Genomic DNA, 26,844 nt, shown 5'->3' with positions numbered 1-26,844 from the left:
GATCCTGATCTCAAGACGGCCCTTCTTGAATTGACTTTGCGATCACTCACGTCGTTACGTTCTCGCCGGAAGGTAAGAGCACGTTGTGAGAGAGTGATGACACGAATACCGGTGGCCCCATCGCGTGGCCGCAACAGAGCAGTTGGCGCACTGCTCGGAGTGACACTGGCCGTCGGCCTGGTTCCAGGAGCCGCCGGCTACGCCGTGGCCGAGACGCAGCGACCCGCCACGTTCGCTGAGGAGAACACCTCCGACGGTCCTGCCGCCGCGGCGACGGAGGCGCAGGCGCTGGCGCGGGCCAAGAGGTCCGGCGAGTCGGTGGAGGTCATGTCCCTGCGGGGAGAGACCACCGAGGTGTTCGCCACCCCTGACGGGGACTTCGAGGCGCGGGAGTATCTGCGGCCGACATGGACGCGTGCCCAGGACGGCTGGGAGCGCGTCGACACCGAGCTGGCCGCCACCGCGGGCGGCACGGTCGCGCCCAGGTCGGCCACCGTGAACCTGGAGTTCTCCGGGGGCGGGGCCAAGGATCCGCTGGTGCGCATGGAGCGTGCCGGGCGGACGATGAGCCTGTCGTGGCCCACCGCGCTGCCCGAGCCGCAGTTGTCGGGGGCCATGGCGACGTACCCGGACGTGCTGCCGGGCGTCGACCTGCGGATGACCGCGCAGGAGGACGGCTTCGCGCAGCTGCTCGTGGTCAAGTCGGCCGAGGCCGCCAGGAATCCGAAGCTCGACGAACTGCGGCTGAAGCTCGGGTCCGACGGTCTGAAGATCAAAGAGGACGCCCGGGGCGGCCTGCGCGCAGTCGACGGCGCCACGAACGGCACCGTCTTCGAGGCGCCGAAGCCGCTCATGTGGGACTCCAGCCCCGGCAAGTCCGCACAGGCCGGGCGTGTTTCGGGCAAGAGCCTCGCCGCCGCCTCCGGCACCCCGGCCGGTGAGCCCGGCGCCGGTGAGCCCGGCCCCGGTGAGTCCGGCAAGCTCGCCCCGATCGGCGTGGACCTCCCGGTCGGCGGGAACGAGCTGGTGCTGACCCCGGACCAGAGCGTCCTCAACGGCGCCGGCACCAAGTACCCCGTGTTCATCGACCCGCAGTGGTACTCGCCGCGCGCGTCCGCGTGGACGATGGTGTCGAAGTACTGGGCGTCGTCGCCGCAGTGGAAGTTCAACGGCGAATCGGACGCGGGCCTCGGCTACTGCGGGTGGTACTACTGCCAGCCGTACGACACCAAGCGGCTCTTCTACCGCATCTCCACCTCGGCGTTCGCGGGCAGGACGATCCTGTCCGCCGAGTTCGTGGTCCGCAACACCTGGTCGGCCTCCTGCTCGGACCGCACGGTCGAACTGTGGGACACCGACCCCATCTCGGACCAGACGACGTGGAACTCCCAGAACGCGAGCGGGTTCTGGAACAAGCAGCTCGCGTCGGACTCGTTCGCGTACGGCTTCTCGGGCTGTTCCGCCGCCGACGCGGAGTTCAACGTGAAGTCCGCCGTGCAGGCGGCCGCCACCGCCAAGGACCCGTCCATGACCTTCGGTCTGCGCGCGGCCGGCGAGACGGACGCGTACGCCTGGAAGCGGTTCTCCGACAAGGCGTTCCTGCGGGTGAAGTACAACCGCCCGCCGCCGCAGGTGAAGATGTCGCAGCTGACGATGGAGTACGGCGGCACCTGCAAGGCCCCGTCCAAGCCCGCGCGGATCCGCACCCTGGGCACCATCTACGCGAACAACATCACCGACCCCGACGGCGACAGCGTCTCGCTGGAGTTCCAGGCGAAGTGGGACGGCGGTTCGTGGACCCCGGGCCGGACCAAGACGAAGGCCTCGGGTTCGTCCTTCTCGATCAGCCTCCCGACCTCGATCCCGACGAACAAGACGGTCAACTGGTACGTCCGCTCCTACGACGGCGGCCAGTTCTCGCCGTGGTCGAACGCGGGCGACCCGACCGGCTGCTACTTCGTCTACGACACGAACGTGCCGAAGGCTCCCCTGATCACCTCGGGGGAGTACCCCAAGTCCAACCCCGAGGACCCCGAGGACCCGTGGTTCGACGGCGTCGGCAAGTACGGCTCGTTCAAGATCGACGGCGTAGAGACCGACGTGACGAAGTACTGGTTCGGCTTCAACGCCGACCCCAGTTCGAAGAACACGCTGACCACGAGCGGCGGTGCGCCGCAGATCGCGGCGATCCTGCCGGACGAGCCCGGACTGAGGTTCGTGACGGCCCAGGCCTTCGACTCGGCCGGAAACGGCAGTGAGATCCGGACCTACCAGTTCCGCGTGAAGACGGGGCAGCCGGAACGCTCCATGTGGCAGCTCGACGAGGCCGCCGGCACGCCCGCAGCGACGGCCACGGCGAAGGACCGTCCGGCGACGCTGTACGGCGGCCCCACTCCGGGTACGGCCGGCGCCAAGGGCACCGCAGTGACGTTCGACGGCGTCGACGACTACGCCAAGACGGACATCCCCACCGTGGCCACCGACGCCGGCTTCTCGGTGTCGGCCTGGGCGCGGCTGTCCCAGGCGCCCGGCACGGCGGCGATCATCGCGGCCCAGCCCGGCAACCACGCGCCCGGCTTCGAGCTGTACTACTCCAAGACCTACGACCGCTGGGCGTTCAACCAGTACACGGCCGACACCGCCGCCGCGACGCCCGTGCGCGCGATGGCGCCGACCGCGGGCGGGGTCACCGTCGGCAGATGGACCCACCTGGTGGGCACCTACAGCACCGGCTCCGACGAGATGAAGCTGTACGTGGACGGCGTCCTGGTGGGCACGACCGCGTACTCCACGCCGTGGGACGCCCGCCGGGGCCTGCAGCTGGGCGCCGGTTCCTACAGCGGAGCGCCCGGCTCGTTCTTCCCGGGTGACATCGACGAGGTACAGATCTTCGACAAGCCCCTGTCGCAGTCCGAGGTGACGGTGCTGGGCGGCAAGACGTCGCTGAGCGCCGGGCGTCCGGCCCGGATGGTCTTCGCGATGGACGAACCGGCCGCCGCGACCGAGCTGACGGGCAAGCAGGAGCTCGTCGACGTCGTCCACCAGGGCGGCGCCACCGCCGGCGCCGAGGGCGTCGCGGGCGGTTCGCTGACCCTGGACGGCACCGACGACTACGCCACCACCGGCCGACCGCTGCTGAACAACCAGCGCAGCTTCGCGGTGTCGGCGTGGGCGAAACTCCCGTCGGCCAAGCCGAGGCACGCGGGCGTCGTCGCCACGCAGCTGGGCACCACCAAGCCGGGCTTCGAGCTGTACTACTCCAGCTCCTACGACCGCTGGGTGTTCAACAACTACTCGGCGGACTCCGCCACCGGCACACCGGTCCGCGCCATGCAGGCCGAGGGCCAGGTCGCCCAGGCCGGTACCTGGGCGCACCTCGTCGGCGTGCACGACACGGTGGCCGACAAGCTGCTGCTGTACGTGAACGGCACGCTCGCGGGGTCCACGGCCCTGTCGACGAGCTGGTACGCGGGCGGCGCCTTCCAGATCGGCGCCAGCAGGATCGACGGTGCGACCACGTCGTTCTTCACCGGGCAGATCGACGACGTGCGGATGTTCGACCGTGCGGTGTCGGGTGACGAGGTGTACCAGCTGTTCAAGCAGCGTCCGCTGGTCAAGAGCCGCTGGACGTTCGAGACGACCGCCGGAACGGCGCCCGTCACCACCCCGGACGCCGTGAGCACCACCAACCCGCTCACCCTGCACGGCGGTGCCGTCCAGTCCGACGCCGCCTTCATCGACTACGGCTCGATGTCGCTGAACGGCACCACCGCGTACGCGACCGCCGCGAAGGTCCCGGTGGACACCTCCGGCAGCTTCACGCTGACGGCGTGGGCGATGACGTCGTCGACGCCCGGCGTGCCGGTGACCGCACTGAGCGCGGAGGGAGCGAACCGCAACGCGTTCAACGTGCGGTTCGTCCCCGACGCCACCGCGCCGGAGTCGAACCCCGGCCGCTGGCAGCTGTCGCTCACCGACACCGACGACCCCGCCGAGACACCCACCGTGGTGCAGGTCGACAACGGTCTGGGCTACGGCGCGGGCCAGTGGAACCACCTCGCCCTGGTCTACGACGGCTTCACCAAGGAGGCCCGTCTGTACGTCAACGGCAACATCGCCGAGATCGCCTGCAAGGACGACAACGGCGACGGCGAGGCAGACGACACCGGGTGCGAGGACCTGGTCCCCTGGGCGGAGAACGCCCTCGCGTTCAAGTCCACATCGCTGCAGATCGGCCGCTCCCGCTCGGGCACGGCCGCCGCGGGAACGTACTTCCCCGGCCTGGTGGACGACGTGTGGACCTTCCAGGGCGCGCTGACGGACGCCCAGGTCACCAAGCTGTCGAGCACGTGGTTCGACGTGCCGACGAAGGTACCCGGCGACTGACCGGGACCCGCTGACCAAGGGTGCCGGGGGCCGATGCGCCCCCGGCACCCCTTGATTTCCCCTGATCGAAGAAACGAGTTCATTCATGGATGGCAGAGCGCGCTCCTGGCGCGTAGCCGCCCTGGGGCGCAGAATCGCCCTCGGGACATCGGCGGTCATGGTCGCCACGATGCTGCAGGCGACGGCGTTCGCCCCGGTCGCCGAGGCGGCGGGCAAGGGACGCCCCGAGGTCTCCGAACCCGACAAGCCGGTGGCAGGTCTGTCCGGCGCCAAGCCGAAGCCGCGCACGGTCCAGAAGGGCCCGCGCACCCCGAACGAGGAGCCGAAGGCCGACTGGCCCGACGCGGGTTCCGCCCTCGTCACGCTGAAGGAACCGGCCGCCAAGGCCGGTGACCCGGTGACGGCCAAGGGCCTTCCGGTCGCCCTGAACACCCCCGCCAAGAAGGTGAGGTCGGCGACCGGTGGCACCATCGAGGCCAAGGTCGTCGGCCACGCCGCCGCCTCGAAGGCCGGAGTCGACGGGCTGCTGTTCACCCTGAAGGCCAAGGACAAGGCATCCTCCGGCACGGTGGGCGCCACCCTCGACTACACCGACTTCGCCGAGGCGTTCGGCGGAGCCTACGCCTCCCGGCTCACCCTCGTGGAACTGCCGGCCTGTGCGCTGACCACGCCGACGAAGAAGGCCTGCCGCACCACCACCCCGGTGGCCACGGACAACGACACCGAGACGCACACCCTCACCGCCCGGTCGGTGTCCGTGCGCAGCGGCTCGCCGACCCTGCTGGCCGCCACCGCCGACGACGCGGGCAAGACCGGTGACTACAAGGCGAGCCCGCTGTCGCCGTCGGCGACCTGGAGCACCGACCTCAACACCGGTGACTTCGGATGGTCGTACGGCATCCCGGTGCCCGAGGTCCCGGGTGGCCTGGCCCCGAGCCTGGCCCTGAGGTATTCCTCCGGATCGATCGACGGCCGCACCGGCAACACCAACAACCAGTCCTCGTGGGTCGGTGACGGCTTCGAGATGTCGCCCGGCTTCATCGAGCGGCGCTACAAGCCGTGCGCCGACGACGGCCAGACGGCCGCCGACGGCATCAACAAGCCCGGCGACCTGTGCTGGGGCTACGACAACGCCTACATCACCTTCAACGGCAAGGGCGGCGAACTCGTCCCCACCGGGGTGACCGACGAGTTCCGCCTCAAGCAGGACGACGGCACCCTCGTCAAGCGGCTGCGCAACACGACGCTCGCCAACGGCGACGACGACGGCGAGTACTGGCGGGTGACCACCCCCGACGGCGCGAAGTACTACTTCGGCTACAACCGGCCTTCCGGCTGGGCCGAGGGCAAGGACGAGACGAACTCGTCCTGGACCGTGCCCGTCTACGGCGACGACTCCGGCGAGCCGTGCAACAAGACGGCGTTCGCGGACTCCTGGTGCCAGCAGGCCTGGCGCTGGAACCTGGACGCCGTCATCGACGCGCACGGCAACAGGATGACGTACTACTACGGCAAGGAGGACAACTCCTACGGCCGCAACCTCAAGGCCGCCGACGACACCCCCTACACCCGCGGCGGCTACCTGAAGCGGGCCGAGTACGGTCTGCGCGCCTTCTACGACCAGCCACTCGCCAAGGTGGAGTTCACCAACTCCGAGCGGTGCATACCCGACAGCAACACCACCTGCTCGTCCATCTCCACGGACTCCTTCTACTGGTACGACACCCCGTGGGACATGAACTGCGCGGCGGGCACCGAATGCGACAGCGGACGGCTCTCACCGACCTTCTGGACCCGCAAGCGGCTGACCGGCATCACCTCCTACGTCCTGAACGCCGGCGCCTACAGCAAAGTGGACTCCTGGGCGCTGAACCACCGTTGGGGCCAGGCGGACGTCGACTACCAGCTGCTGCTGGACTCCATCCAGCGCACCGGCCACACCGGCGCCACGCCCATCGCCCTGCCGAAGACGACGCTGGCCTACACACAGCTGGCCAACCGGCTGGACCAGACCGGTGACGGCTACGCGCCGTTCATCAAGGCGCGCCTGTCGAGCATCGCTGACGAGCACGGCGGCCAGATCGACGTCAACTACTCGGCTCCGGCGTGCAGCGCGGGCTCCGCGCCCACCCCGGAGACCAACACCACCCGCTGCTTCCCGCAGATGCTGGGCGGCTCCGACACCCAGGCCCCTGAGCAGCACTGGTTCAACAAGTACGTCACCACCTCGGTGACCGCCACCGACCGCACGGGCGGCGCGCCGGACGCGGTGACCCAGTACGAGTACCTGGACGGTGCCGCATGGCACTACGACGACGATGACGGCCTGACCAAGGAGAAGCACAAGACCTGGTCGCAGTGGCGCGGTTACGGGCACGTCCGCGTCAAGACCGGCGGCCAGGGCGGCGCCGCGTATCTGAAGACGCAGCAGGACAGCTGGTTCCTGCGCGGTATGGACGGCGACCGGCTGAACAAGTCCGGCGGCACCAAGTCCGTCAGCGTCTCGCTCGGTACCGGCGAGGGCGACCCCATCACCGACCACGAGTCGGCGGCGGGCTTCACCTACAAGACCGCCAAGTACTCCGGTCCCGGCGGCAGCGTCCTGGAGAAGACCGTCGAGCGGCCCTGGCGCCACGAGACCGCGAAGAAGACGCGCTCGTGGGGCACGGTCACCGCGAACTACACCGGCACGGACGAGTCACGGACCTGGACGTCGCTGGACGACGGCGCGGGCAGCCAGTGGCGCACCACCCTGGTGGACACCACGTACGACACCGTCGCGGGCCGCGTCACCCAGGTCGACGACAAGGGCGACACGTCGGTCACGACCGACGACGTCTGCACCCGGACCACGTACGCCACCAACGCCACCGCCAACATCCTCACCCTGCCCTCCCGGGTGGAGACCGTCTCGGTGCACTGCGGGACAACGCCGGACCGCACCAAGCACGTGGTCTCCGACGTGCGCAGCGCCTACGACAGCCTCGCCTACGGTGCCGCGCCGACCAAGGGCGACGCGACCGCGACGGCCACGCTGACCAAGCACACCGGCACCACCGGCACCTACCTGGAGTCCGGGGCCGGCTTCGACGCCTACGGCCGCCCGACGACGAAAACCGATATCACGGCAACCGTCACGGCCACCGAGACGACCGCGCCGGTGCGCACCGCGCGCACCGACGGCCTGACCGGCACCACCGCCTACAGCCCGGCCACGGGCCTGCCCACGACGGTCACGACGACCACTCCGCCGGCCAAGGCGGGCGACGCCACGACCGCGCAGACGACCATCACCACGATGGACGCGGTGCGCGGCCTGCCCACCCAGGAGAAGGACACCAACGGCAAGATCCGGAACTTCACGTACGACGCGCTCGGCCGCGCCGACAAGGTCTGGCTCGCCGACCGCCTCACCGGTCAGACGCCGAACTACGACTTCGACTACTTCTTCGACGAGGGCAAGCCGGTCGCCGTCCGCACCCTCACCCTCAACAACGGCGGCGGCCAGGTCGCCTCGTACACCCTGTACGACGGTCTCCTGCGCGCCCGCCAGACCCAGGACATCGGTCCCGACGGCGGTCGCCTGATCTCCGACAAGTTCTTCGACGAACGCGGCCTGCTCGCAAAGGAGTTCGCCTCCTACTACACGACCGGCGCACCCAACCGGGAGCTTTTCAAGCCCGTCGACGCACTCGGCGTGGAGACTCAGGTCTGGCACACCTACGACGGCCTGAACCGCGAGACCACCACCAAGAACGTCGCCGGCAACGGTGAGGGCGGCGCCGACCTCGGCACCACCACCACCAGCTACAACGGCGACCGCACCACGGTGATCCCGCCCATCGGCGCCACCGCGACCACGTCGCTGACCGACGCCCGCGGCCGGGTCGTCGAACTGCGCCAGCACCACGCGCGCAGCGCGACGGCGACGTACGACGCGACCACGTACCAGCACACGCCGTCCGGAAAGCTGTCGCAGGTCACCGACCCGGCGGGCAACGACTGGATATACGAGTACGACCTGCTCGGCAACCGCACCAGGGTCGTCGACCCCGACCAGGGCGAGGGCTTCAGCACCTACGACGACCGTAGCCGTCTCATCACCACCAAGGACTCCGAGAACCGGATCCTGTACCGGGTCTACGACCAGCTCGGCCGTCAGACCGAGCTGCGCGACACCAGCGCGACGGGCACGCTGCGCGCCTCCTGGACGTACGACACGGTCGCCGGCGCCAAGGGGCAAGTGGCCTCCGCGACCCGGTACGTGGGCACCGCGCAGTACGTCAACAGGGTCACCATGTACGACCAGTTGTACCGTCCACTGCGCACCTCGCTGACGGTTCCGGCGTCGGAGGGTGCCCTCGCCGGCACCTACCAGGCGGGCACCAGCTTCCACCCCTCGGGTCTGGTCGCGGGTGTCTCCTACTCGGCGGCGGGGGCCCTTCCCGGCGGCTCGTACAGCTACAGCTACGACTCCGCGCTGCGTCCGGTGTCCGTTCTCGGCGACGGCTTCCAGGCCGACACGACGTACTCCAACACCGGCAAGCCGCTGCAGTACGCCTACGGCTCCACCGCGGCCGGTGCGAAGAAGGCCTGGCTGACCAACACCTACGAGTGGGGCACCCAGAGGCTCGCCACCTCCCGCGTCGACCGCCAGGACATCGCCGGCGTCGACCGGCACAGCACCTTCGGCTACGACCAGACGGGCAACATCCTGTCCGTCGCGGACGTCTCCCGCGCCGGAACCGACACCCAGTGCTTCACCTACGACCACCTGCGCCGCATGACCGAGGCCTGGACCGAGGGCGACACCGCCTGCTCGGCCACGCCCGCGTCGGGCGCCGTCGGCGGCGTGGCTCCGTACTGGCACTCGTACACCTACGACAAGACGGGCAACCGCAAGACCGAGACCCTGCACAACGCCACCGGGGACACCACCCGCTCCTATGTCTACCCGCCGGCGGGCGGCCCCCAGCCGCACACGCTGACCGAGGTCGACGAGGCCGGCCCGAACGGCACGTCGAAGACCAGCTACCTCTACGACAAGACCGGCAACACCACCGACCGCGTCATCCGCGGCACCACCCAGAAGCTGCAATGGAACGCTGAAGGCCGCGTCACCAAGGTCACCCAGCCCGTCGAGGGCAAGCCCGACGAGGTCACCGACTACGTCTACGACACAGACGGCAACCGGCTGATCGCCCGCGGCCCGAACGAGACCACGCTCTACGTCGGCAACACCGAGATCGTGCTGCCCAAGGGCGCCACCACGGTCAAGGCCACCCGCTACATCGACCTCGGCGGCGGCAACCAGGCCGTCCAGTCCGACGACGGCACGATCACCATGACCGTCGCCGATCACGTCGGCACCGGCCAGCTCCAGATCAAGACGGCCGATCTCGCCCTGTCCCAGCGCCGCACGCTGCCCTTCGGCGGCAACCGCGGCACCGCGACCGGCACCTGGACCGGCAACAAGGGCTACGTCGGCGGCACCGACGACACGAAGACGACCGGCCTGACCCATCTCGGGGCACGCGAGTACGACGCCTCGCTCGGACGGTTCATCTCCGTCGACCCGGTCATGGACCCCAACGATCCGCAGCAGATCAACGGGTACGCCTACGCCAACAACAGCCCCGTCACCTTCGCCGACGGCGACGGACTGAAGTACTACCCCGTCTCCGGTCCCTGCGTCCCCGTGCCCACCGCGGGCTGCAAGTGGAAGGACGACGGCCCCGGTATCGCGTCGAGCAGCAAGGGCTACTACGACGAGCCCAGCAACAACGGCAACGGCAACGGCACCGGCGCGGGCAGCCCCGCCGCCGACTACCGCTGCGGATACCCGGGCTGCTCGACCGCCGGCGTCACCGGCTACGGCGGGAGCGTCGACAAGGTCGTCGAGGACAGCCTGCCGCACACCGGCCCCGTCCCGACACCGATCAGCTTCTGGGACATCGCCAAGGCCGTGGTGCTGCCTGACCCCTCGGAATGGAAGGCGTGCGCGAAGGACCCGGGGATCAACTCCCACTGCGGCTGGGCCGCGACGGACCTGCCCCTGGCCAAGGTACTGAAGCTCCTGAAGTTCCTACCGTCCGGGGCGGCGAAGAAGACCGACGAGGCCGTGGACGCGGTCAGCAGCTGCAAGTGCTTCCTCGCGGGCACCGGCATCCTCATGGCCGACGGCACGACCAAGGACATCGAGGACGTCAAGCTCGGTGACAAGGTCCTCGCCACCGACCCGGAGACCGGCGAGAGCGGCGCACGCGAGGTCACCGCGACCATCGTCACCGACTCGGACAAGCACTTCACCGAGCTGACGATCGCCACGGAGAACGGCGAGGAACACCTCACCGCGACCTACGAGCACCCGTTCTGGTCGGTCTCGCAGCACGACTGGGTCGAGGCCGGCGCCCTGAAGCCGGGCATGGCCCTGCGCACCGACGAGGGCCGCACGGTCGAGGTCACGGCCACCCGCCAGTACACGGACCACGTCCGCACGTACAACCTCACCATCGAGGGCCTGCACACCTACTACGCGCTGGCCGGCGCGACGCCGATTCTGGTCCACAACTCCGGTCCCTGCCCCAAGGCCATTGTGGATTCCGGGAAATGGGACTACTTCTTCGGCAGAGTGAAGAAGGGCAGTCACAATGCACCACGATCCGCCCAGAACCTGGCCCAGCTCAAGCGGATCGGCATTCACGACACCCCTGCCGGCCGTAAGACCATGATGGATTTCTTCGACGAGCAGGTGGCCCGCACCGACAACGTCATGAAGGAATACACCGACCAGTTCGGGACCTTCCAGATCAAGGACGGGCTGATGGCCGGACCAGGTGGATTCCTGCATGTAGAGTCGACATGGCAGGTCACCGACAGTGGCCTCCGTCTTACCACGATCATTCCTCGCGGAGGTCCGTGATGACCGGTCAGGAGTTCCTGGTTCCGGGCGACGCCGAGATCCTGGAGGCCTTCGGCGTCGAGTCCGAGGCGACCGACGGAGTGGAATCGACGAGGTCTCTCCGCCTTGCAGCGGGGGTGGGTGACGAGGTATGTCTGACCTACGACATTCCTGGGCGCTCGATTCACCTTCAATGGTTCCGGAAGGGCGTCTGCGTGCTCGATATTTTCCGGGAAGAAGCAGTACGACTGTCAGTGAACAGCAGTGAGGGTGTGACCACGCTCTCACTCACCTTCGAGTCAGGCTCGCTGTCGGGCGAATTGCACGTTCAGGTGTGGCCGACTCTGTCGATCAATGACCGGCTCTTGGCGCACTGAGAATCTCGCGCAACAGGACCGGCTGATCCAGAGGGCCCTCGCCAGGAACGTCCTGGCGAGGGCCCTTTCGCGCGGTGGGACCGGTTCGGCTGTCGCCTGGTGGTGGTCAGGACGTGGGCTCGACACCCGGCGGGAAGCCGTGGACCCCCGGGGCGCTGACGGAGTCCTCCGCGATGTCGAGGGGACAGAGGCTCCAGTCCGCGGCGATGCGCATCACGTGCTGCTCGGTCGGCATGGCCGCATGCCAGGCATCCCACTCGGCATCCCCCCAGTCCTCCCGCACCTCCTCGTACCCCACGAGCCCTACGCCGAGTGCCCTTTCGACGGCGGTGGGTTCCCCGACGCGTAGCGGGACCGCACCGCTCATCGCGACGTAGCAGTAGGCGCGGGTCAGCACACCGGATTCGACGCTGGCCCAGGCGTGGTACTCGCCGATGCGGTCCGTGCCGAAGTACTGGAGATCTCCGACCTGTGCGGCGATGGCGAGCAGTCGGTCGGGGAAGTCCGGGTGAGTGGCGTCGGTCTCCTGCGTCAGATGGATCCGGCCGTGGGCGAGCGTCCAGCCCTGAACGGGTCCGGCGACGAAAACCCCTTGCCGGTAGGCGAGTTCGGCGCCGCTGGTCCAGTCGATGCTCCGCCGGTGCCGCAGTCCGAGGGCGTCGGCCACCTCCTCCGGCCCGGCATTCCGCACCGCGAGCCATGACGTCTTGTAGCCGAAGGACATGATCTCTCCCACCGTGGTGCCCTGATGACGACGCGGGGATCATCGCAGACGGTACCGACACCGGCGGTGTGCGCCGCCATCTGTCAGCGCAGTCCGCTGTATGCGGCCATGACGATCTCCATGCCGCGGTCGTCCTCCTGCCGTTCCCGGTCGATCATCTGGTTCATGACATAGGCGACTGTCATGCGTGAGTCGGGATCGCCGGCGACGAGCGAGCCGCCCCAGCCTCCCCAGCCGAAGCTGGTGCCGAACTTGCCGAAGCCCGCCGTCCAGGACATCGGCGTCCCCAGGACGCGGTCGTCACCGCGGAAAACCTCCTGCCATGCGGGCTCGCAACCCGCTGGCGACAGCAGCCGCACGCCGCCGACAGATCCGTGGTTCGCCAGTACCGACTGGATACGGGCGACGGAGCGGGCGTTGCCGAAGCCGTTCACCGCGGGGATCTGCGCACGGCGCCAGGCCACTGAGTTGGCGTCCTTGACCCGGATCGCGGCACCTGTGCTCTTCCGGGTTGCGCCGTCCGGTCCGGTCGGTGCGGCGGCGGCGTACTCGTCGGTCAGTGACGCCGGCGGGATGAGCGGTGCAACGCGATGGTCATGCTCGGCGGAGAGCCCGATATGGAAATCCGCGCCCAGTGGCTCGGCCACGGCCTCGGCGAAGAACTCGCCCAGGCTGCGGCCGGTGATGCGCCGGACGATCTCACCGATGAGGAACCCGAAGGTGAGCGCGTGATAGCCGGCGGCCGTTCCGGGTTCCCATTCGGGGGCCTGCGCGGCCAGCCCGGCCGTCACGTTCTCCCAGTCGTAGAGGTCCTCGACCGCCGTCGGCCCGGACAGGTCCGGCAGCCCCGCGGTATGGGACAGCACGTGCCGTACCAGTACGTTCCTCTTACCAGCCGCGGCGAACTCGGGCCAGTAGGCAGCGACCGGCGCGGACAGATCGAGCTTCCCTCGGTCGGCCAGGATGAGCGCGCACAGGGCGGTCATGGTCTTGGTCGTGGAGTTCACGCCTGTGAGGGTGTCGCGTTCCCAGGCGGCGGAGCGGTCCGCGTCGGCGTAGCCGCCCCAGATGTCGACCACCGGCTCGCCGTCGAGGCAGACAGCGACCGAGGCGCCGACGTCGTCCTTGTCGAGCAGAGCGGCAAGTGCCTCGTGGACTGCGGCGAACCGCGGCTCGCAATGTCCCTTAACATCGTTCATGGGCGTAAGCCTCGGGCAGCGCAGCCGCTTCCCGCCCAACACTTCCCGCGCCGGTTCTGTCGGGTGGGGCCCGACCGCACCTTCCTCATGCTCCGGCGAGGCGCGCCTGACGGCGGAGGTCTGAGCAGGAAGGACGGATACGAGTGCTCGAGCGGCTGAATCAGGCGCTGGACCACCTTGAGTCCCGCCTCGACCGGGAGATCGACATGGCCCAGGTGGCCCGGATCGCCGCGGTGTCGGAGCACCACTTCCGGCGGCTGTTCTCCACGCTCGCCGGGATGCCGCTCCCGGTCTATGTGCGACGTCGCAGGATGACGCTCGCCGCGGCCGAGGTGCTGGCCGGAGAGCGGACACTGCTCGATGTCGCCGTGCGGTACGGGTACGGCTCGGGCGAGGCGTTCGCCCGGGCCTTCCGGTCGGTGCACGGCGTCGGGCCGGCCGAGGCCCGTCGCCTGGGCGCGGTGCTCTCGGCACAGCCCCGCATGTCGTTCCGCGTCGTCGTCGAAGGCAGTACGACCATGCGGTACCGGATCGTGGAGAAGGAGTCGTTTCGGATCGTCGGGAGGAAGGCCCGGGTGCCCCTCGTGCACGAGGGGGTCAACGAGGCCGCCGCGGCGCACGTACAGAACCTGGACCAGCAGGCGATCGCCCGGATGAAGGAACTGTCGGACCGGGAGCCGGAGGGGATCCTGTCGGCGGCGGTGCACTTGACCCACAGCCGGGACGACGAGGCCGAAGTGGACTACTGGGTCGGAGCGGCGACCGGCACCGAGGCGACCGTCGAGGAACTCGACGCCCTCGACGTGCCGGCCGGGACCTGGGCGGTCTTCGACAACCACGGGCCGTATCCGAGCGCTCTCCAGGAGCTGTGGCGAGACGTGTTCACGCAGTGGTTCCCCTCGAACCCGTACGTGAGCCGTCCAGGTCCTGAGCTCCTGCGGACGCGTCCCGTGAAGATCGGCGAGGCTACCGACTCCCAGCTGTGGATCCCTGTTGAGCGGGTCGGCGGGGGCGCCGGAGGGTGAACGCGCGTACCGCGGGCCTGCTCGGAGCCGGAGGCAGCGTGCCCGTCCTGCGCAGTCTCATCGGCTGACACCGTCCGGTATCCCAGAGAGAACGACCTTCCCTCCTCGCGCCAAGGACACGAGCATCACGTCGAGCTGACGGCGCGTGCGGTCGCCGCCGGGAGCCCGGCGGCGGGCTGCGCCCATTTGCTGTCAACCGACCCTCGGAGACGCGGCCTCCCACGGCCGGACCCATGGATCGGGCCACGCCTCGGCCGCGGCGAGCAGCGGGTCGAAGGTCGCGCCGTCGATGCTCTCGCGGATGACGTCGGCGTGACCGCCGTGCCGTGCCGTCTCCTCGATCAAGTGCAGCAGGACCCAGCGGACCGACCACTCCTTGACCTCTGCGGGGACCCATGGAGCCCCCTGCGGCACAGGAACGGCCTGCCCGAGGTCCGGTATGCCGGCGATCACCGCGTCAGTCCGCTCGGCCGCCGCTGCATACGCGGCCAGTGCCTCGGCCAGGTTCTCCTCCGGGGCGAGCTGGAATTCGTCCCCGCCCGACTCGTCCGCCCTTTGCCGCGCCGCGTGTTGCCGCTGAACGACGAGGTCGGTCCAGAAGCCTTCGCAGCGTGCGGCGTGCTTGATCAGCCCGCCGATGCTCAACGAGCTGGCGGAGGCCGCCGCCCGAGCCTGCTCGTCGGTCAGACCGTAGGCGGTGGCCCGCAGCGCTCGCCGCTGATGGGCCAGGTACGCGGTCAGCGCTGTGCGCTCATCGGCGACGGGCGGGACGACTCTCGGCACGACTGGCCCCTCTCGCGGTGCAATGAGTTGCAGCAAGTTTCATTCAACCCTACCGCCGCTCCCCGTTGACGTACACGGGTCGACCGACCTGCTCCTCGAATCCGGGACCGGCTCGCCCGGCCATGGCCCCGGTGGGGGGAGGAGTTGGGGGTCAACCATCAGCGATGCGGGCAACGTCGGATGGGTGGCGCGGGACTGGCTCTGAGCGGGCGGCGGCGCGTTCTGGGCTTGCGCAAGAAGATGAAACGATTTGCATCGGGAGGGTTGACCATCCCTTCCCAAGGAGAGAGGGTCAGCGGCATGCCCGCACACGTACCGCCGATCGCCGACGAACGCGAAGGCTTGCTCGCCTACCTCACCCAGCAGCGCCAGGCGCTGCGCGCCACGGCCCACGGCCTGACGGACGATCAGGCAAGGACGACGCCCACCGCCAGTGAACTGAGCATCGGCGGTCTCATCAAGCACGCCGCCCGCTGCGAGGCCGGCTGGACCGACCTGATCCTCCAACGGCAACGCGGCCCACAACGGACGGCGGACGAGAGCGACTCCGCCGAGTTCGTGCTCACCGTGGAGGAGACGCTGGCGGAGGTGCTCGACCAGTACGAGGCCGCAGCGCGGGAGACCGACGCGGTGATCGCCGGAATCGCCGATCTCGGCCAGGCCGTGCCCGTCCCGCAGGGACTGCCATGGTTCCCCGCCGACGTGAAGAACTGGTCCGTTCGCTGGGTGCTGCTGCACCTGATCGAGGAGACCTCCCGACACGGCGGTCACGCCGACATCATCCGCGAAACCATCGACGGCGCCACCCTGTTCCCCTTGATGGCCGCAGCCGAAGAGTGGCCCGACCCGTGGTTCCAGCCCTGGCAGGCCCCGACGGGCTGAACAGCGCAACGCAGACCAGGTCGGCCACGGGTGAGGAAGCAGCCGTCCTCACCGCCGTCCTCACCGCCGTCCTCGCTCTGTGGCCCGCCGCGGAATGCGGCGAGAACGTTTGCCATGAAGGCCTGTTGTGGAAAGTAGGCCTTCGTGGTGGCGCGTCAACTGGACCGTGTCCTCGACCCGCTGGGGACGGGACACGGGCCATGGGGGTGAGGACGGTGCCGCCCAGGGGGCCCACGCCGAATCGGTCGGGGGCGGGGGAGAGGGGGCGGTCGACCAGGTGCGCAGGTGTCGGGGGACCAGTCTGCTGTTCGTACTCCTGTGCGGGGTTCTCGTCGGGCACGTACTCCTGTGGCCGGCTACGGGACGGGCCGAAGACCTGCCGGCCGTGCCCGACTGCGCTGCGCGGGGCCTCGACGGGGCGACCGGGCGGGCCCGGGTCACGTTCGACCATGAGGGCCGGACCTACACGAAGGCGACCAGCGACCTGACGGTCACCGTTCCGATGTCCTGGAAGCACGCCGACAAGCTGTTGTTCGGACCGCGGAGCGAGGGATACCGGCTGGCGATGCGGTGTCTGGTACGCGAGGCCTCGCGGTTCGGAACGCGCTGGGAGGAATGGCGCTCGCGCGAACCGGTCGTGAAGCCCGGCTCCAAGTCGGTGACCGTGGAGATCCGCGCCCACACCTGGGTGGACCAGCGGCGGAAGCTCCTCGTAGGGCCGTGGACCGTCGACGTCCAACAGGCCTGGTGGGAGGTGCGGTTCACGCCTCCGGAGAGCCTCGGTGCCGTGCGCTGGCAGAGCGTGGTCGTGGACCCGGGCAGGCCGGGGGTCTCCATGGCGACACCGCGCCCGACCAGGGGCGAGGGCGCCCACGGGCTGGTGTGGACCTCCGTGCGGCCGGAGCGGCCCGTCACCGTGAGGATGGAGGCGTCCTGGCCCCGGCGCTGGTCCGCGCAGGACGACAACGCGCCTTTCGGGGTGGTCGACGCGGCAGGGTACCTGCTCTGGGACCTCCTGGTCGCCTGGGCGCTGTGGCGGGCGACCAACCTCTACCGCCGCGAGCACCGGCTGCTCGACCCTGTCGAGAAGCGAGTCTCGGCCAACCTGAGCAACTGGGGCGCCGCCCTGTTCTGCATCTCCCTGCTGGTCAACACGCCGAGAATGGTGTTCATCGCCGCAGGCGTGTTCGACAACCCCGATGAGTGGGCCGAGCATGCGCGTTTCGCCGTGCACGCGTGGTGGCTGTCCGCGCTGGCGGGGTTGGTGCTGGTCATGTTCGCCGGTGCGGGCCGCCGACTGCTCGTCGTGGGCGGCGTGCTCGCGCTGCCGGCGGCCGTACCCGGGGTCGTGCCGGGCGCGGTCGGCCTGGACGCCCCGACGTTCGTCAGCCCCGAGGCGCATGGCCATGCCTGGTACACCGTGGCGGCTGTGGGCGTGGCTGCCGGCGCAGGGTTCACACTCCTGGTGCTGGGCACCTGGGCCGCTGCCTGGCGGCTGATGCGCGACGGGAGGCTCCTCCGCGACCCCGGTGCCGGATTCCCCCTCCGCAGGGCGCTCGTCATCTCCGCCGGCGGTGTGATCCTGATCGGGGTGTGCCAGGCCATCGCGAAGGAGCGCGACTGGCTGCGGGGCAGCTGGCCGAGTGCCTTCGTCAACCCGACGTACGGTCCCCTGGTGAGCGACGACGGCACCTTCATCCCCCGGAACGAGGGGTACGGGGCCTGGCACTGGGCCGAGTTGCGGAGCGGGCTGCTGTGGTCCGCCGACCAGACGTTCGACTGGTGGACGGGCAAACTGTGGGTCCTGACGGCCCTCGCCCTGTTCGCGTTCCTGCACACGGCCTCGCGCCGGCGTACGGACTACTCCGCACCCACCGGGCGGACCCCGGTGTTCCGGACCGAGCCGGGCCGCGCAGAGCTGTGGTTGATGCTTGTGTCCTATCCCGCCGTCGTGGTGCTCTTCCTCGGGATCTACGCGGCGAACAGTGCGCCCGCGCTGCTGTGGTTCTTCATGGACCTGGCTGCCCTGGCCGTGTGTCTGCGTGTGGGGGCCCAGCGGGCTGTGCTGAGCCGCCGGGCCGGAAGCGGGCCACGGCTCGGGGACATGGTGACCCCGGAAGACCGCACCGTACTGCTCGCGGCGGCACGGGGGCACCGGGAGAAGCTCGCCAAGCTACGCCGGCTCGACCACGGGCAGTCCGACGAAGGCGTCGTCGACCGTGAGCGGATCGAGAGCGAGCTGGGGAACCTGCGGCGTTGGGCGAGCGGGCCGGGTGGGTCGCCGGGGCGGCCGGGGCGGCCGGGGAGCGTGCGCTCCCGCCGGGGGTCACGGTCGTGGACGCGGTTCTCGCGCTCGGCCCCCGGGACACCTGGTGGGAGAACGCGCTACGGGCCACCCGGTACGCCGCGCTCGTCTCGTTGCCCTTCGCCGGGATTCTTACCTGGGCACAGACCTTGCGCGGCGATGCGCTCAACGGCACGTTGTACGGCCCCTTCGGATTCCCCGAGGTCGTGTGGTCCGTCGCCTCCTGGGTGTTCGCGTTCGCCTCGGCGGGCTTCCTCCTCGGTGCGCTGTGGCGTGGGCTCCCCGGACGGCGCGGCCCGATGAAAGCACTGCCTCTGGCGGTGGCGTACGCGGTGCCGATCGGTCTGTTCGCCATCGGCAACCATCTGCTCGGTGAGGAACAGGACGTCCTCGCACTCGCTGCGGCGGCGGTCCTGCTCGTCCTCACCCTCACAGCCCTGGCGATGGACCTCGACACGTTCCGCGGGGAGCGTGCCTTCTGGCCGTCTCGGATCCAACTGCTGCTGTCCGTCTACCAGATGCGCTTCTTCTCCCTGCAGATCGCGTGGATCCTGGCGCAGGTCGTCGCGGTGATCACGCTGTGGCAGTTCTTCGCGGGTTCCGACGCTCCGCCGTCCGGGGGCGGCTCCGTGACGAAGTGACCGGCTCGCGACACCGGAAGTCCCCGGGGGACAGGACGCGTTGGCGCTGTCAGCGGCCGCTGCCGCGGGATGGTGCTGCTCGGGCCGGCCGGCGGTGCTGCCGGTCAGCCCGAGCGGCCTGGGCCCTCAGGCCGCCACTGGTTCGGTCGCGAGGAACTCGTCCACGAACTTCAGGGTCCGACGGTCGAAGTCGGCGTACTGGGCCTCCCGTTCGGCCCCGGCGACCGCGTCGCCGACGAGCAGATTGCCTTCGGCATCGACGCGCTGCGGTCGCTCCTCGGCGTCGAGGAGCAGGCCCACGGAGGAGTGCGAGAACCCGCAGTACGAGGCGATGCCCTCACTCAGGTTGGCTTCGAGGACGGCCTGCATCCCCTGCGCGATGGGATCGTCGGAGGTGGCGCCGGCCAGACCGAGCCAGAGCATGCGCTTGCCGGCCAGGCGGGGCTTGCTGCGGCCGTAGGCGAACCCGTAGTTCCACACCCGGTCGATCCATCCCTTGAGGACGGCGGGCACGCTCTGCCAGTACACGGGGAAGACGGCGACGACGACGTCGGCGGCGAGAATGCGCCGCATATGAGCGTGCGTCTCCTGTGAGTACGTCTTCTCCCGGTTGCCCCAGTCCGGCTGGTCCTCCACGTTCATCCGAGGGTCGAACCCCTCGGCGTGCAGGTCGAGCAGGTCGATGCGGTATCCGGCGGCCTCGAGCCGGGCGGCCGCCCGGTGGGCCGTGTGCGCGGTGAGGGAATCGCTACGGTGGTGTGCGACGACCACGAGGGCTGTTCTGGTGTCACTGCCGTGCTGCGGCACAGTGTCTCCCGATGGGCTCGATGTGTTCGGTGAGTCCAGTACAGCCGCGGCCGCGTAGATGATCCATGGGAGAAAGTCTCCAAAGCATAGGAGACCGTCTACGATTCCCTTATGGATCCCTTGAGTTCGCTGCTGAGCGGCATCCGCGCCGAAGGCTCGGTCGTGAGCCATGCCGTCCTGACGGCGCCCTGGACCATCCGCTTCGCCGACGGCGCACCGCTCACCATGGTCACCGTGCTGCGCGGGGGCGGCACCCTGCTGCTGCCCGACGGCACCCAGCGGGAGATCGCCGCGGGCGACACGGCCATCGTGCGCGGCCCCGCGCCGTTCCTTCTCGCGGACGAGCCCGGCGCCGTCCACCGCCCCCACGCGGAGTACGAGATCAACTGCTTCACCACAGAAGCCCCGTGCTCGGGCCAGGAACTCGGCGGCATTCACTGGGGTGCCGACCAGGGCGGAGCCACGGCGCTCATCGTGGGTGCCTACCGTGCCTCCGGCCATCGCCATGAACGGCTTCTGCGCGCGCTGCCGCCCGTCCTGGTGGTCACCGAGGACGCCGAGGTCTGCGCCTGGCTGGAGAACTCCGCCGCCGACGCCGCCCGGTTCTCATCAGGTTCGCAGGCGCTGATGGACCGGCTTCTCGACTGGGCACTGGTGTGCACGCTGCGCACCTGGTTCGACCAGGCGGGTTCCGACGCTCCGAGCTGGTATCGCGGCCTCGCCGACCCGGTCCTGGCGCCCGCCCTGCACGCCTTCCACGGCCGGCCCGCCGATACCTGGACGGTCGCGTCGCTGGCCGCGCAAGCCGGCGTCTCCCGGGCGCTGTTCGCCAGACGCTTCACCGAGCTGATGGGTCGACCACCGCTCGCCTACCTCACGGAGTGCCGTATGGACGACGCCGAGGCACTGCTTGCGGACACGGACCTCAGCCTCGCGCAGATCGCGAAGACCGTGGGTTACGCCGACGCTTTCGGCTTCAGCGCCGCCTTCAAGCGCCACAAGGGCGTGAGCCCCAGTGTGTTCCGCGCTGCTGCGGCGTGACCCGGGCCGCAGAATCCTGGAGGGGTGGTGTCGAGGCTGTTAGCGGCAGCGACCAGGTGCCTGGCAAGCGGCGGCATGCGGAAGGCCCGAAGGTGAGTGAACCTCCGGGCCCCTTGCATGTGTTCGGCGTCAGACGGCGTCTGAGCGACGGCGCCTGACGACTGAGACGGCCGCGAAGCCGAGTGCGAGCAGGACGCCTGCGACGGTGGCGTACAGGGCGGCGCCGAAGCCGGTGGAGGCGAGAGCGCCGTTGGCGGTCGTACCACCCGAGGACCCACCGGCCGTGGCTGCGGTCGCGGAGGTGGACGGGCTCGCGGTCGCGCCGGAGGACGCGGAGTCGGACGGCGTCGAGGACGGCTGCGTGGACGGCGGCGTCGAGGGGGACGGCGAGCCGGTGGAAACCTGTGCCGGGCGGATCCGGGCATCGGCGAGGGAGTCGACGAACGGCTGGCCCTCCTCCATCTCGTACAGCGCGTGGAGCCGTACCTGGGCGTCCTTCGCGACCTTGGAGCCCTTGTCCAGGGAGAGGTTCAGCTCAAGGATGTCCCTGCCCGCGGCGGAGCCGAAGCCCTTGGGGAGAGCTGGCAGTTCGAAGCGGTTGGGGGCGGGCTCAGCGAGCTTCACGGTCTTGTCGCCGACCTTGGCCTCCAGGCCGAAGTCCATGTCCTCGCCCGCATCGATCACCAGGATGCGGTCGATCTCGGCGGGGAACTCGCCGGGGCCGGTGGCGAGGGTGGACAGCGCCATCTCGGCGTGCTCGCCCGGGCGCAGGACGACACCGGCGGTCGGGTCCAGCCGCACTTCCAGGGTGCCCGGCTCGATCGCCGGCTCGGTGTCGAAGACGACCGTGTTGCGGGCCGGGTCGGCCGTGACATTGCCGCCCAGCGGCTGGGCGGTGAGGGTGAAGTCGCCGTCGTTCGTGGGGTAGCCCGCGCCCAGCCCGAAGGTGACCTTCCAGGTGAACTCCTCGTGTGCCGGGACGGAGAAGGCGGAGGAGGCGTTGCCGGAGGCAGGGAAGAACAGGCCGTGCCACTGACCGTCCTGACGGCCTGTCGCGGACTTGGTGGCCGGGGCGTCCACCGCGGTGACGTCGAAGACGACCGAGTCCTTCAGCATCGGGCTCGGTCCCTCGGGCGTGCCGGGCAGCCATGCCTTGAAGTCCTGTGCCTTGTCGGAGGAGTTGGTGACCGTCAGCGTCATGGACCGGGTGTCCTTGCCGCGCTCGACCTTGCTGTCGGGGGCGGGAGCGCCGAGCGTCATCGTGAGCGGCTTGCCCGTCCCCTCCGCGGCGTTCGCGGAGGCCGGGACGAAGGCGGTACCGGAGACAGCGGCGACCACGGCGGCCGCGGCCACGGTACGGGTACGGCGGGCTGCGGCGAGACGAGCGGACATGAAGACTTCCCCCAAGGAATCACTGGACGCGGCAGAAGAGCGACGTGCGAAAGGCGATCCGCTTCCGACCGGTTCTCGGTTGTCCGAGTCCCCCCGGCGGTCGGCGGTGCACCTATCCTCACCCCAGCTTCATCCATGATCCATAGGTGGTTCGTCACTGCTTCGCAACAGCGCCGGAGTGCTTGATTCCGCAGCTCAGGGCTCGTTCGGGGCGGTCACGACGGGGGCGTGTTCGGAGACGAAGGAGCGGATCTGACGCAGCCAGTCAGTCTCCGTGCTCCGCGCCCAGGAGGATGTCGCCGGATCCCGGCAGGCCTGAGCGACCGGGCGCATGAATCCGGTCATGCGCGTCCACGTACGGGCGGATTCACGCGCCGCACGCTACCCTCCGCCCATGATGGACTCAGGCATGGGCATGTCACGTAGAGCACGCCGACGCTCGCTCGTACTCCTTCTCCTGCTCGCCCTGCTCGCCCTGCTCGCCCTGCTGGGCTTCGCGAGCGCCGCGGCCGCCGCGCCCTCGCCTCCGTCCACGCCCGCAGAGTCCGTCCGAACCGGATCCGCCCCCTCCGCGGCAGCCGTGGCCCGCTGGGGAGACCGTCGAGTCGACGAAGTCTCCTTCCTCACCACCCACAATGCCTTCACCAACTACGGCGACTCCCGCTGGAGTTCGGTGAACCAGTCGGAGTCCGTGCGCGCCCAGCTCGACAACGGCGTCCGAGGCCTGAGCCTGGACACGCACTGGTACGAACGCAGCACCTGGCTCTGCGTCATCAGCTTCGGCAGCGACTGCTACCCCAGCGACGTGTACCTGTGCCACGGCGACTGCAAGACGTTCGCCGGCGTCACGTACGCCCTGCCCCGGCAGACGTTCCACGGCACGATGCAGACGGTCGTGGACTTCCTCGCCTCCCACCCGCAGGAAGTCGTTTCGATCTTCCTCGAGGACTACGTCAGCGCCGACCAACTGCGCCATTCCCTCAGCCGGGTCAGGGGACTGCAGGAGATGCTGCTCCGCCCCGACGACTGGGGCGTCCGGCAGAACGGCTGGCCGAAGGTGGCCGACCTCGTCACCTCCGGCAAGCGGCTGCTGATCTTCTCCGACCGCCCGGACCGCGAACACCTGGGCGTCATGTACGACAAGTCCTGGACGGTGAGCAACTTCTGGAGCCTCGGAGACCTGGGCAACGACCTCAGCTGCGTCAGCCGTTGGGCCGACGTCCCCCTGAACCGCCAAGAGCCCGGATTCCGGCGTCTGTTCACCATGAGCCACCACCGCAACGTGCCCACCGTCCTGACCGCGGCCCTGGACAACGGCGCCAAGCTGAGGAACCGCATCGCCAACGAGTGCCGGACCGCTACCGGAGGCCGGGAACCGAACTTCGTCTCCGTCGACTTCCACCGCCTGTCCGACGGCAGCGGTCACACACCCGCGTCGATCGTCACAGAGCTCAACGCGAGCCGCTGAGCGGCAGTCTGGGCAGACGGACCGCGACTGACACTCGCCAGCCCATGATCAGTGCCAGCGGCTCACAGAGGCCGCGCCGAGGCACAGCGCACAAGCCCGGGTGGGACGCTCGTTTCGTCCTGGCGTGATCCATTGCCGTCCCAGCGCCGTCTTTGGCCTTCCTTCGAGCACTTGACTTCAGCTCGTGTTATGTCATGTGCACAACATAAATGGAGGAGGCTCTTTGTCCAGACTGACGCGCCCGGCGACGGCCCTGATCATCGCCCTGACTGCCTTGGCCGCGGCCCTCCCCGCCGATGCCTCACCAGGGGCTCCCGCGCAGGCGTCGTTCTCCCCGCACACGGTCGATGCGTCGCTGCCAGGCGCGGCCTTCGCCGTGGCCGGCGACGTTGTCGGCGACAACCGGAGGGAACTCGTCGTGACGGGATTCGGTCACTTCCAGACCGTCCCGGGAGGGCCGCCCATCCCACCGGCGGCCGGCAGGCTCGCCCTGTACCAGCAGACCGGCAGGGACGCCGGCACCTGGTCGAAACGCCTGGTCTTCGACACCGACGCAGCGATTCCCTTTCCCAACGAACCCGCTGTCGCGGACGTCGACCGCGACGGTGACCGCGACGTGGTGGTGCCGGGCGGGTTCATCCGCTGCACACAACTGTGCGGGTCCCTCACCTGGTGGGAGCACCGCCCCGGTGGCGTCTGGAAGCGGCATGACATCGTGCCGCCGGGCAGCTCGGCCCTGTTCTACCACCGTGTCGTGCTGGTCGACTTCGACGGGGACGGCCGCAAGGACCTGGTGACCGTCGGAGAGTCGCTGGAGCCAGTCGTCAGGATCGAGGGCCGTCCTGCGGCCGGCGCGTGGATCCAGGTCTTTCGGGGCGTAGACGGACCCGAACGCTTCAGTTCGGAGCCCGTCGATCTCGCGCCCGGCGGGGGCGCACTCCCGGTCGTGGCGGATGTCGACTCCGACGGCGATCTGGACGTCGCCTCCGCGCAGTACTTCGAGCCGGGTGCCGCCTTCATGTGGCTCGAGCGCAGCGGGGCCGCCAGCGCGGAGCATCCGGTGGGGCGCTTCACGCCGCATGTGATCGACACGACCCAAGGCCGGGCGATTCAGCTGCGGGCCGTCCGAAACCTGTACGGCGACGGGCGCACCGTCTGGGTCGGCTCCAATCACACCAACACCGTGTTCCCGCCGGGCTCGGCCGAGCCCGCGTCTCAGGTGGTCTCGTTCTCCGTCCCGGCCGACCCGCGTGCCCCCTGGGCCCCGACCGCGCTGTCGAGCGGGATCGTCGCGCGAGGTCGGCCCGGCCAGGCCGCACCGGGCGTGTTCGGCAGCGGTGACATGGACGGAGACCGTGACATCGACCTGCTGGTGTCCGGGGACGGCGACGATCGGTTGTTCTGGCTGGAGCAGGTGGGTGACCGCCGTTTCGAGACCCATGTCCTGGCCACCGGTGCAGGCCAGGCGGGCGGGGCGATGGTCACCGACCTCGACCTGAGCCGGCCGCCCCGTAACGAGGCCGTGTTCACCGTGTTCGAGTCCGACAGCGTCATGGTCTGGTCCCGGGACTGAGCAGGCGACAGCCGATGGGGTACGGGCCGTCCGCACGTAGATGCTCGTGCGGGCGGCGGGCGGCGGGCGGCGGGCGGCGGGCGGCGGGCGGCGGGCGCCGGAACGTGGCGGAGCCCGGGAGTCGTATCCAGCTCCCGGGCCCCTGGGGATGCCACCCAATTGCACACGCCGGTGGCGTTTAAGAGGACGGATCAGTCATCATGCCGTCGTGTTCTGCCTTTGAACTACCGCACCGCGTAAGAGGTGCAGGCGAGAGTCGAACTCGCATCCGACGGCGCTCGTCCGTCCCCGCTCGATCCGGCGATCGGCGGCGAATGCTGAAGCTGGAGCGAGAGTCTGAGATTGATACGGCCTGCCTCTGCCAGGTTGGGCTACCCCGGCCTGTGATGCGTTGTGCCGGGGGGAGGACTCGAACCTCCACTGTGACCGTGTATTCAGGCTGAACTTCAGTTTCAGCTTGCGCTCATCACGCGAGCCGGTCCTCATTTCCGGCCCGCGCCTGGTTGCGCACCCCCACGCTCGCACGCGGGGGCGATCGGGGATGCTACCTGTTCCCGGCGTCAGCCGAACAGGTAGCCGAACACCGCGTCGCCGACGCGCTGGTCCGTGACGTCGACGCCGTTGGCCTCCTCACGGGCGAACTTGACCGCCTGCTGGAGCTTCTCGACGCGTTCCACCAGCTCGTTGACCCGCCGTGCGGGGAGTGCTCCGGAGAACTTCACCGTCGTCCAGTACCCGATGGGCACGTCCTCGTAGTACACCTCGACCTGCGCCGGGTGCTTGTCGGTCGCCTCGGCCTTGACGTGGTTGCGCGGGACCTTCTTCGTCCGGATCGTACGGACCGGGTCCGTCTTCCACCAGTCCGTCGACGGGTCGAGGGCCCAGGACTCGGCGGCGTCCAGCACGGGCAGCTTCTTCACGAAGGTGTGCAGATCGGTGAGCTGCTTCTCCAGGAAGAGCAGATAGCTGACGGGGACGTCCGAGACGACCGTCCGCCCGTCGACGGTGACGTCCGCGCGGGCGGCGCAGTTGGCCCAGTCCTTGGTCGCCGTGACGTCGAACAGGCGGGTCAGCGACGCGGACATCTCGCGCAGTACGTCCTCCGCCTGCACCTGTACCCGTGTGGACTCGGGCGGCAGTTGCTCGCCCTCCTCGTCCTTCGGCTGGTACGTACGCGAGATGCCGGCCAGCAGAGCCGGCTTCTGCACCTTGTGATGAGCCGTGGTGATGTCCTGGAACGACTTGCTCTTGACGCCCTTTTCCACGGCGATGATCTGGTTCAGCTTCGCCACTGCGATCCCCCTTCGAACAGCAGGAACATACCTCACCGCGTACTCCCG

At 69.4% G+C, this 26,844-nt stretch carries 15 protein-coding genes and 1 pseudogene; 10 read left to right on the top strand and 6 right to left on the bottom strand.

The genetic code is table 11. From position 1 onward, the window contains the following. Nucleotides 1–96: 96 nt before the first annotated feature. From ACZ6SQ_RS01460 to ACZ6SQ_RS01450, 3 genes are all read left to right on the top strand, one after another. The gene (locus ACZ6SQ_RS01460) at nt 97–4,386 is read left to right on the top strand and encodes a LamG-like jellyroll fold domain-containing protein (protein WP_469555400.1); all 4,290 of its coding nucleotides are present in this window, start codon (nt 97–99) and stop codon (nt 4,384–4,386) included. An 85-nt stretch (nt 4,387–4,471) separates the two neighbouring features. Beyond that, complete coding sequence (locus ACZ6SQ_RS01455) at nt 4,472–11,308, top strand: polymorphic toxin-type HINT domain-containing protein (RefSeq protein WP_469555398.1); 6,837 nt, start codon at nt 4,472–4,474, stop codon at nt 11,306–11,308. Beyond that, nucleotides 11,308–11,664, top strand: coding sequence for a hypothetical protein (locus ACZ6SQ_RS01450; protein WP_469555396.1), 357 nt, complete (start codon nt 11,308–11,310; stop codon nt 11,662–11,664). The genes ACZ6SQ_RS01455 and ACZ6SQ_RS01450 overlap by 1 nt, the downstream gene beginning before the upstream one ends. 106 nt (nt 11,665–11,770) lie before the next feature. Here the strand turns inward: ACZ6SQ_RS01450 and ACZ6SQ_RS01445 are convergent, their stop codons facing one another. Further along, nucleotides 11,771–12,388 carry a hypothetical protein gene (locus ACZ6SQ_RS01445; RefSeq protein WP_469555393.1) on the bottom strand — a complete coding sequence of 206 codons (618 nt, stop codon included), beginning with the start codon at nt 12,386–12,388 and terminating at the stop codon, nt 11,771–11,773. A gap of 83 nt (nt 12,389–12,471) precedes the next feature. Next, complete coding sequence (locus ACZ6SQ_RS01440) at nt 12,472–13,587, bottom strand: serine hydrolase domain-containing protein (protein WP_469555391.1); 1,116 nt, start codon at nt 13,585–13,587, stop codon at nt 12,472–12,474. Nucleotides 13,588–13,730: 143 nt separating this feature from the next. On the opposite strand from ACZ6SQ_RS01440, the gene ACZ6SQ_RS01435 reads away from it, so the two are divergent. Then, nucleotides 13,731–14,612 (top strand): AraC family transcriptional regulator, encoded by an 882-nt coding sequence (locus ACZ6SQ_RS01435; protein WP_469555389.1) that lies wholly within the window; start codon nt 13,731–13,733, stop codon nt 14,610–14,612. A 192-nt stretch (nt 14,613–14,804) separates the two neighbouring features. Here the strand turns inward: ACZ6SQ_RS01435 and ACZ6SQ_RS01430 are convergent, their stop codons facing one another. After that, nucleotides 14,805–15,395: a mycothiol transferase gene (locus tag ACZ6SQ_RS01430; RefSeq protein WP_469555387.1), complete on the bottom strand. Its 591-nt coding sequence runs from the start codon at nt 15,393–15,395 to the stop codon at nt 14,805–14,807. Nucleotides 15,396–15,695: 300 nt separating this feature from the next. On the opposite strand from ACZ6SQ_RS01430, the gene ACZ6SQ_RS01425 reads away from it, so the two are divergent. The 3 genes and pseudogenes from ACZ6SQ_RS01425 to ACZ6SQ_RS01415 all read left to right on the top strand — a co-directional run bounded on the left by ACZ6SQ_RS01425 (nt 15,696) and on the right by ACZ6SQ_RS01415 (nt 19,223). Continuing rightward, entirely contained in the window at nt 15,696–16,277 is a 582-nt protein-coding gene (locus ACZ6SQ_RS01425) for a DinB family protein (RefSeq protein ID WP_469555384.1), read from the top strand. Between the two features lie 127 nt (nt 16,278–16,404). After that, nucleotides 16,405–18,576: pseudogene (locus ACZ6SQ_RS01420) on the top strand (DUF6185 family protein); the annotation flags it as partial. Nucleotides 18,577–18,611: 35 nt separating this feature from the next. Beyond that, nucleotides 18,612–19,223: a DUF6185 family protein gene (locus ACZ6SQ_RS01415; RefSeq protein WP_469555382.1), complete on the top strand. Its 612-nt coding sequence runs from the start codon at nt 18,612–18,614 to the stop codon at nt 19,221–19,223. A gap of 126 nt (nt 19,224–19,349) precedes the next feature. Here the strand turns inward: ACZ6SQ_RS01415 and ACZ6SQ_RS01410 are convergent, their stop codons facing one another. Then, entirely contained in the window at nt 19,350–19,994 is a 645-nt protein-coding gene (locus ACZ6SQ_RS01410) for an NAD(P)H oxidoreductase (protein WP_469555379.1), read from the bottom strand. A gap of 147 nt (nt 19,995–20,141) precedes the next feature. Here ACZ6SQ_RS01410 and ACZ6SQ_RS01405 point away from each other — a divergent pair, with 147 nt between their 5' ends. Continuing rightward, entirely contained in the window at nt 20,142–21,071 is a 930-nt protein-coding gene (locus ACZ6SQ_RS01405) for an AraC family transcriptional regulator (protein ID WP_469555376.1), read from the top strand. A gap of 129 nt (nt 21,072–21,200) precedes the next feature. Here ACZ6SQ_RS01405 and ACZ6SQ_RS01400 read toward each other — a convergent pair whose 3' ends face one another. Further along, on the bottom strand, nt 21,201–22,463 hold the full coding sequence (locus ACZ6SQ_RS01400; RefSeq protein ID WP_469555374.1) for a hypothetical protein: 1,263 nt from the start codon (nt 22,461–22,463) through the stop codon (nt 21,201–21,203). A 394-nt stretch (nt 22,464–22,857) separates the two neighbouring features. On the opposite strand from ACZ6SQ_RS01400, the gene ACZ6SQ_RS01395 reads away from it, so the two are divergent. Together ACZ6SQ_RS01395 and ACZ6SQ_RS01390 are read left to right on the top strand one after the other, a co-directional pair. Further along, on the top strand, nt 22,858–23,931 hold the full coding sequence (locus tag ACZ6SQ_RS01395) for a PI-PLC domain-containing protein (protein ID WP_469555371.1): 1,074 nt from the start codon (nt 22,858–22,860) through the stop codon (nt 23,929–23,931). Between the two features lie 184 nt (nt 23,932–24,115). Continuing rightward, the gene (locus ACZ6SQ_RS01390) at nt 24,116–25,504 is read left to right on the top strand and encodes an FG-GAP repeat domain-containing protein (protein WP_469555369.1); all 1,389 of its coding nucleotides are present in this window, start codon (nt 24,116–24,118) and stop codon (nt 25,502–25,504) included. 560 nt (nt 25,505–26,064) lie between these two features. Here the strand turns inward: ACZ6SQ_RS01390 and ACZ6SQ_RS01385 are convergent. After that, nucleotides 26,065–26,796: a DUF7873 family protein gene (locus ACZ6SQ_RS01385; RefSeq protein ID WP_386376705.1), complete on the bottom strand. Its 732-nt coding sequence runs from the start codon at nt 26,794–26,796 to the stop codon at nt 26,065–26,067. Nucleotides 26,797–26,844 lie beyond the last annotated feature (48 nt).

Source organism: Streptomyces sp. NPDC048600, from assembly GCF_055587025.1.
Note: the sequence above shows the minus strand (reverse complement) of the source record. Positions and strands in the feature narration are given on the sequence as shown.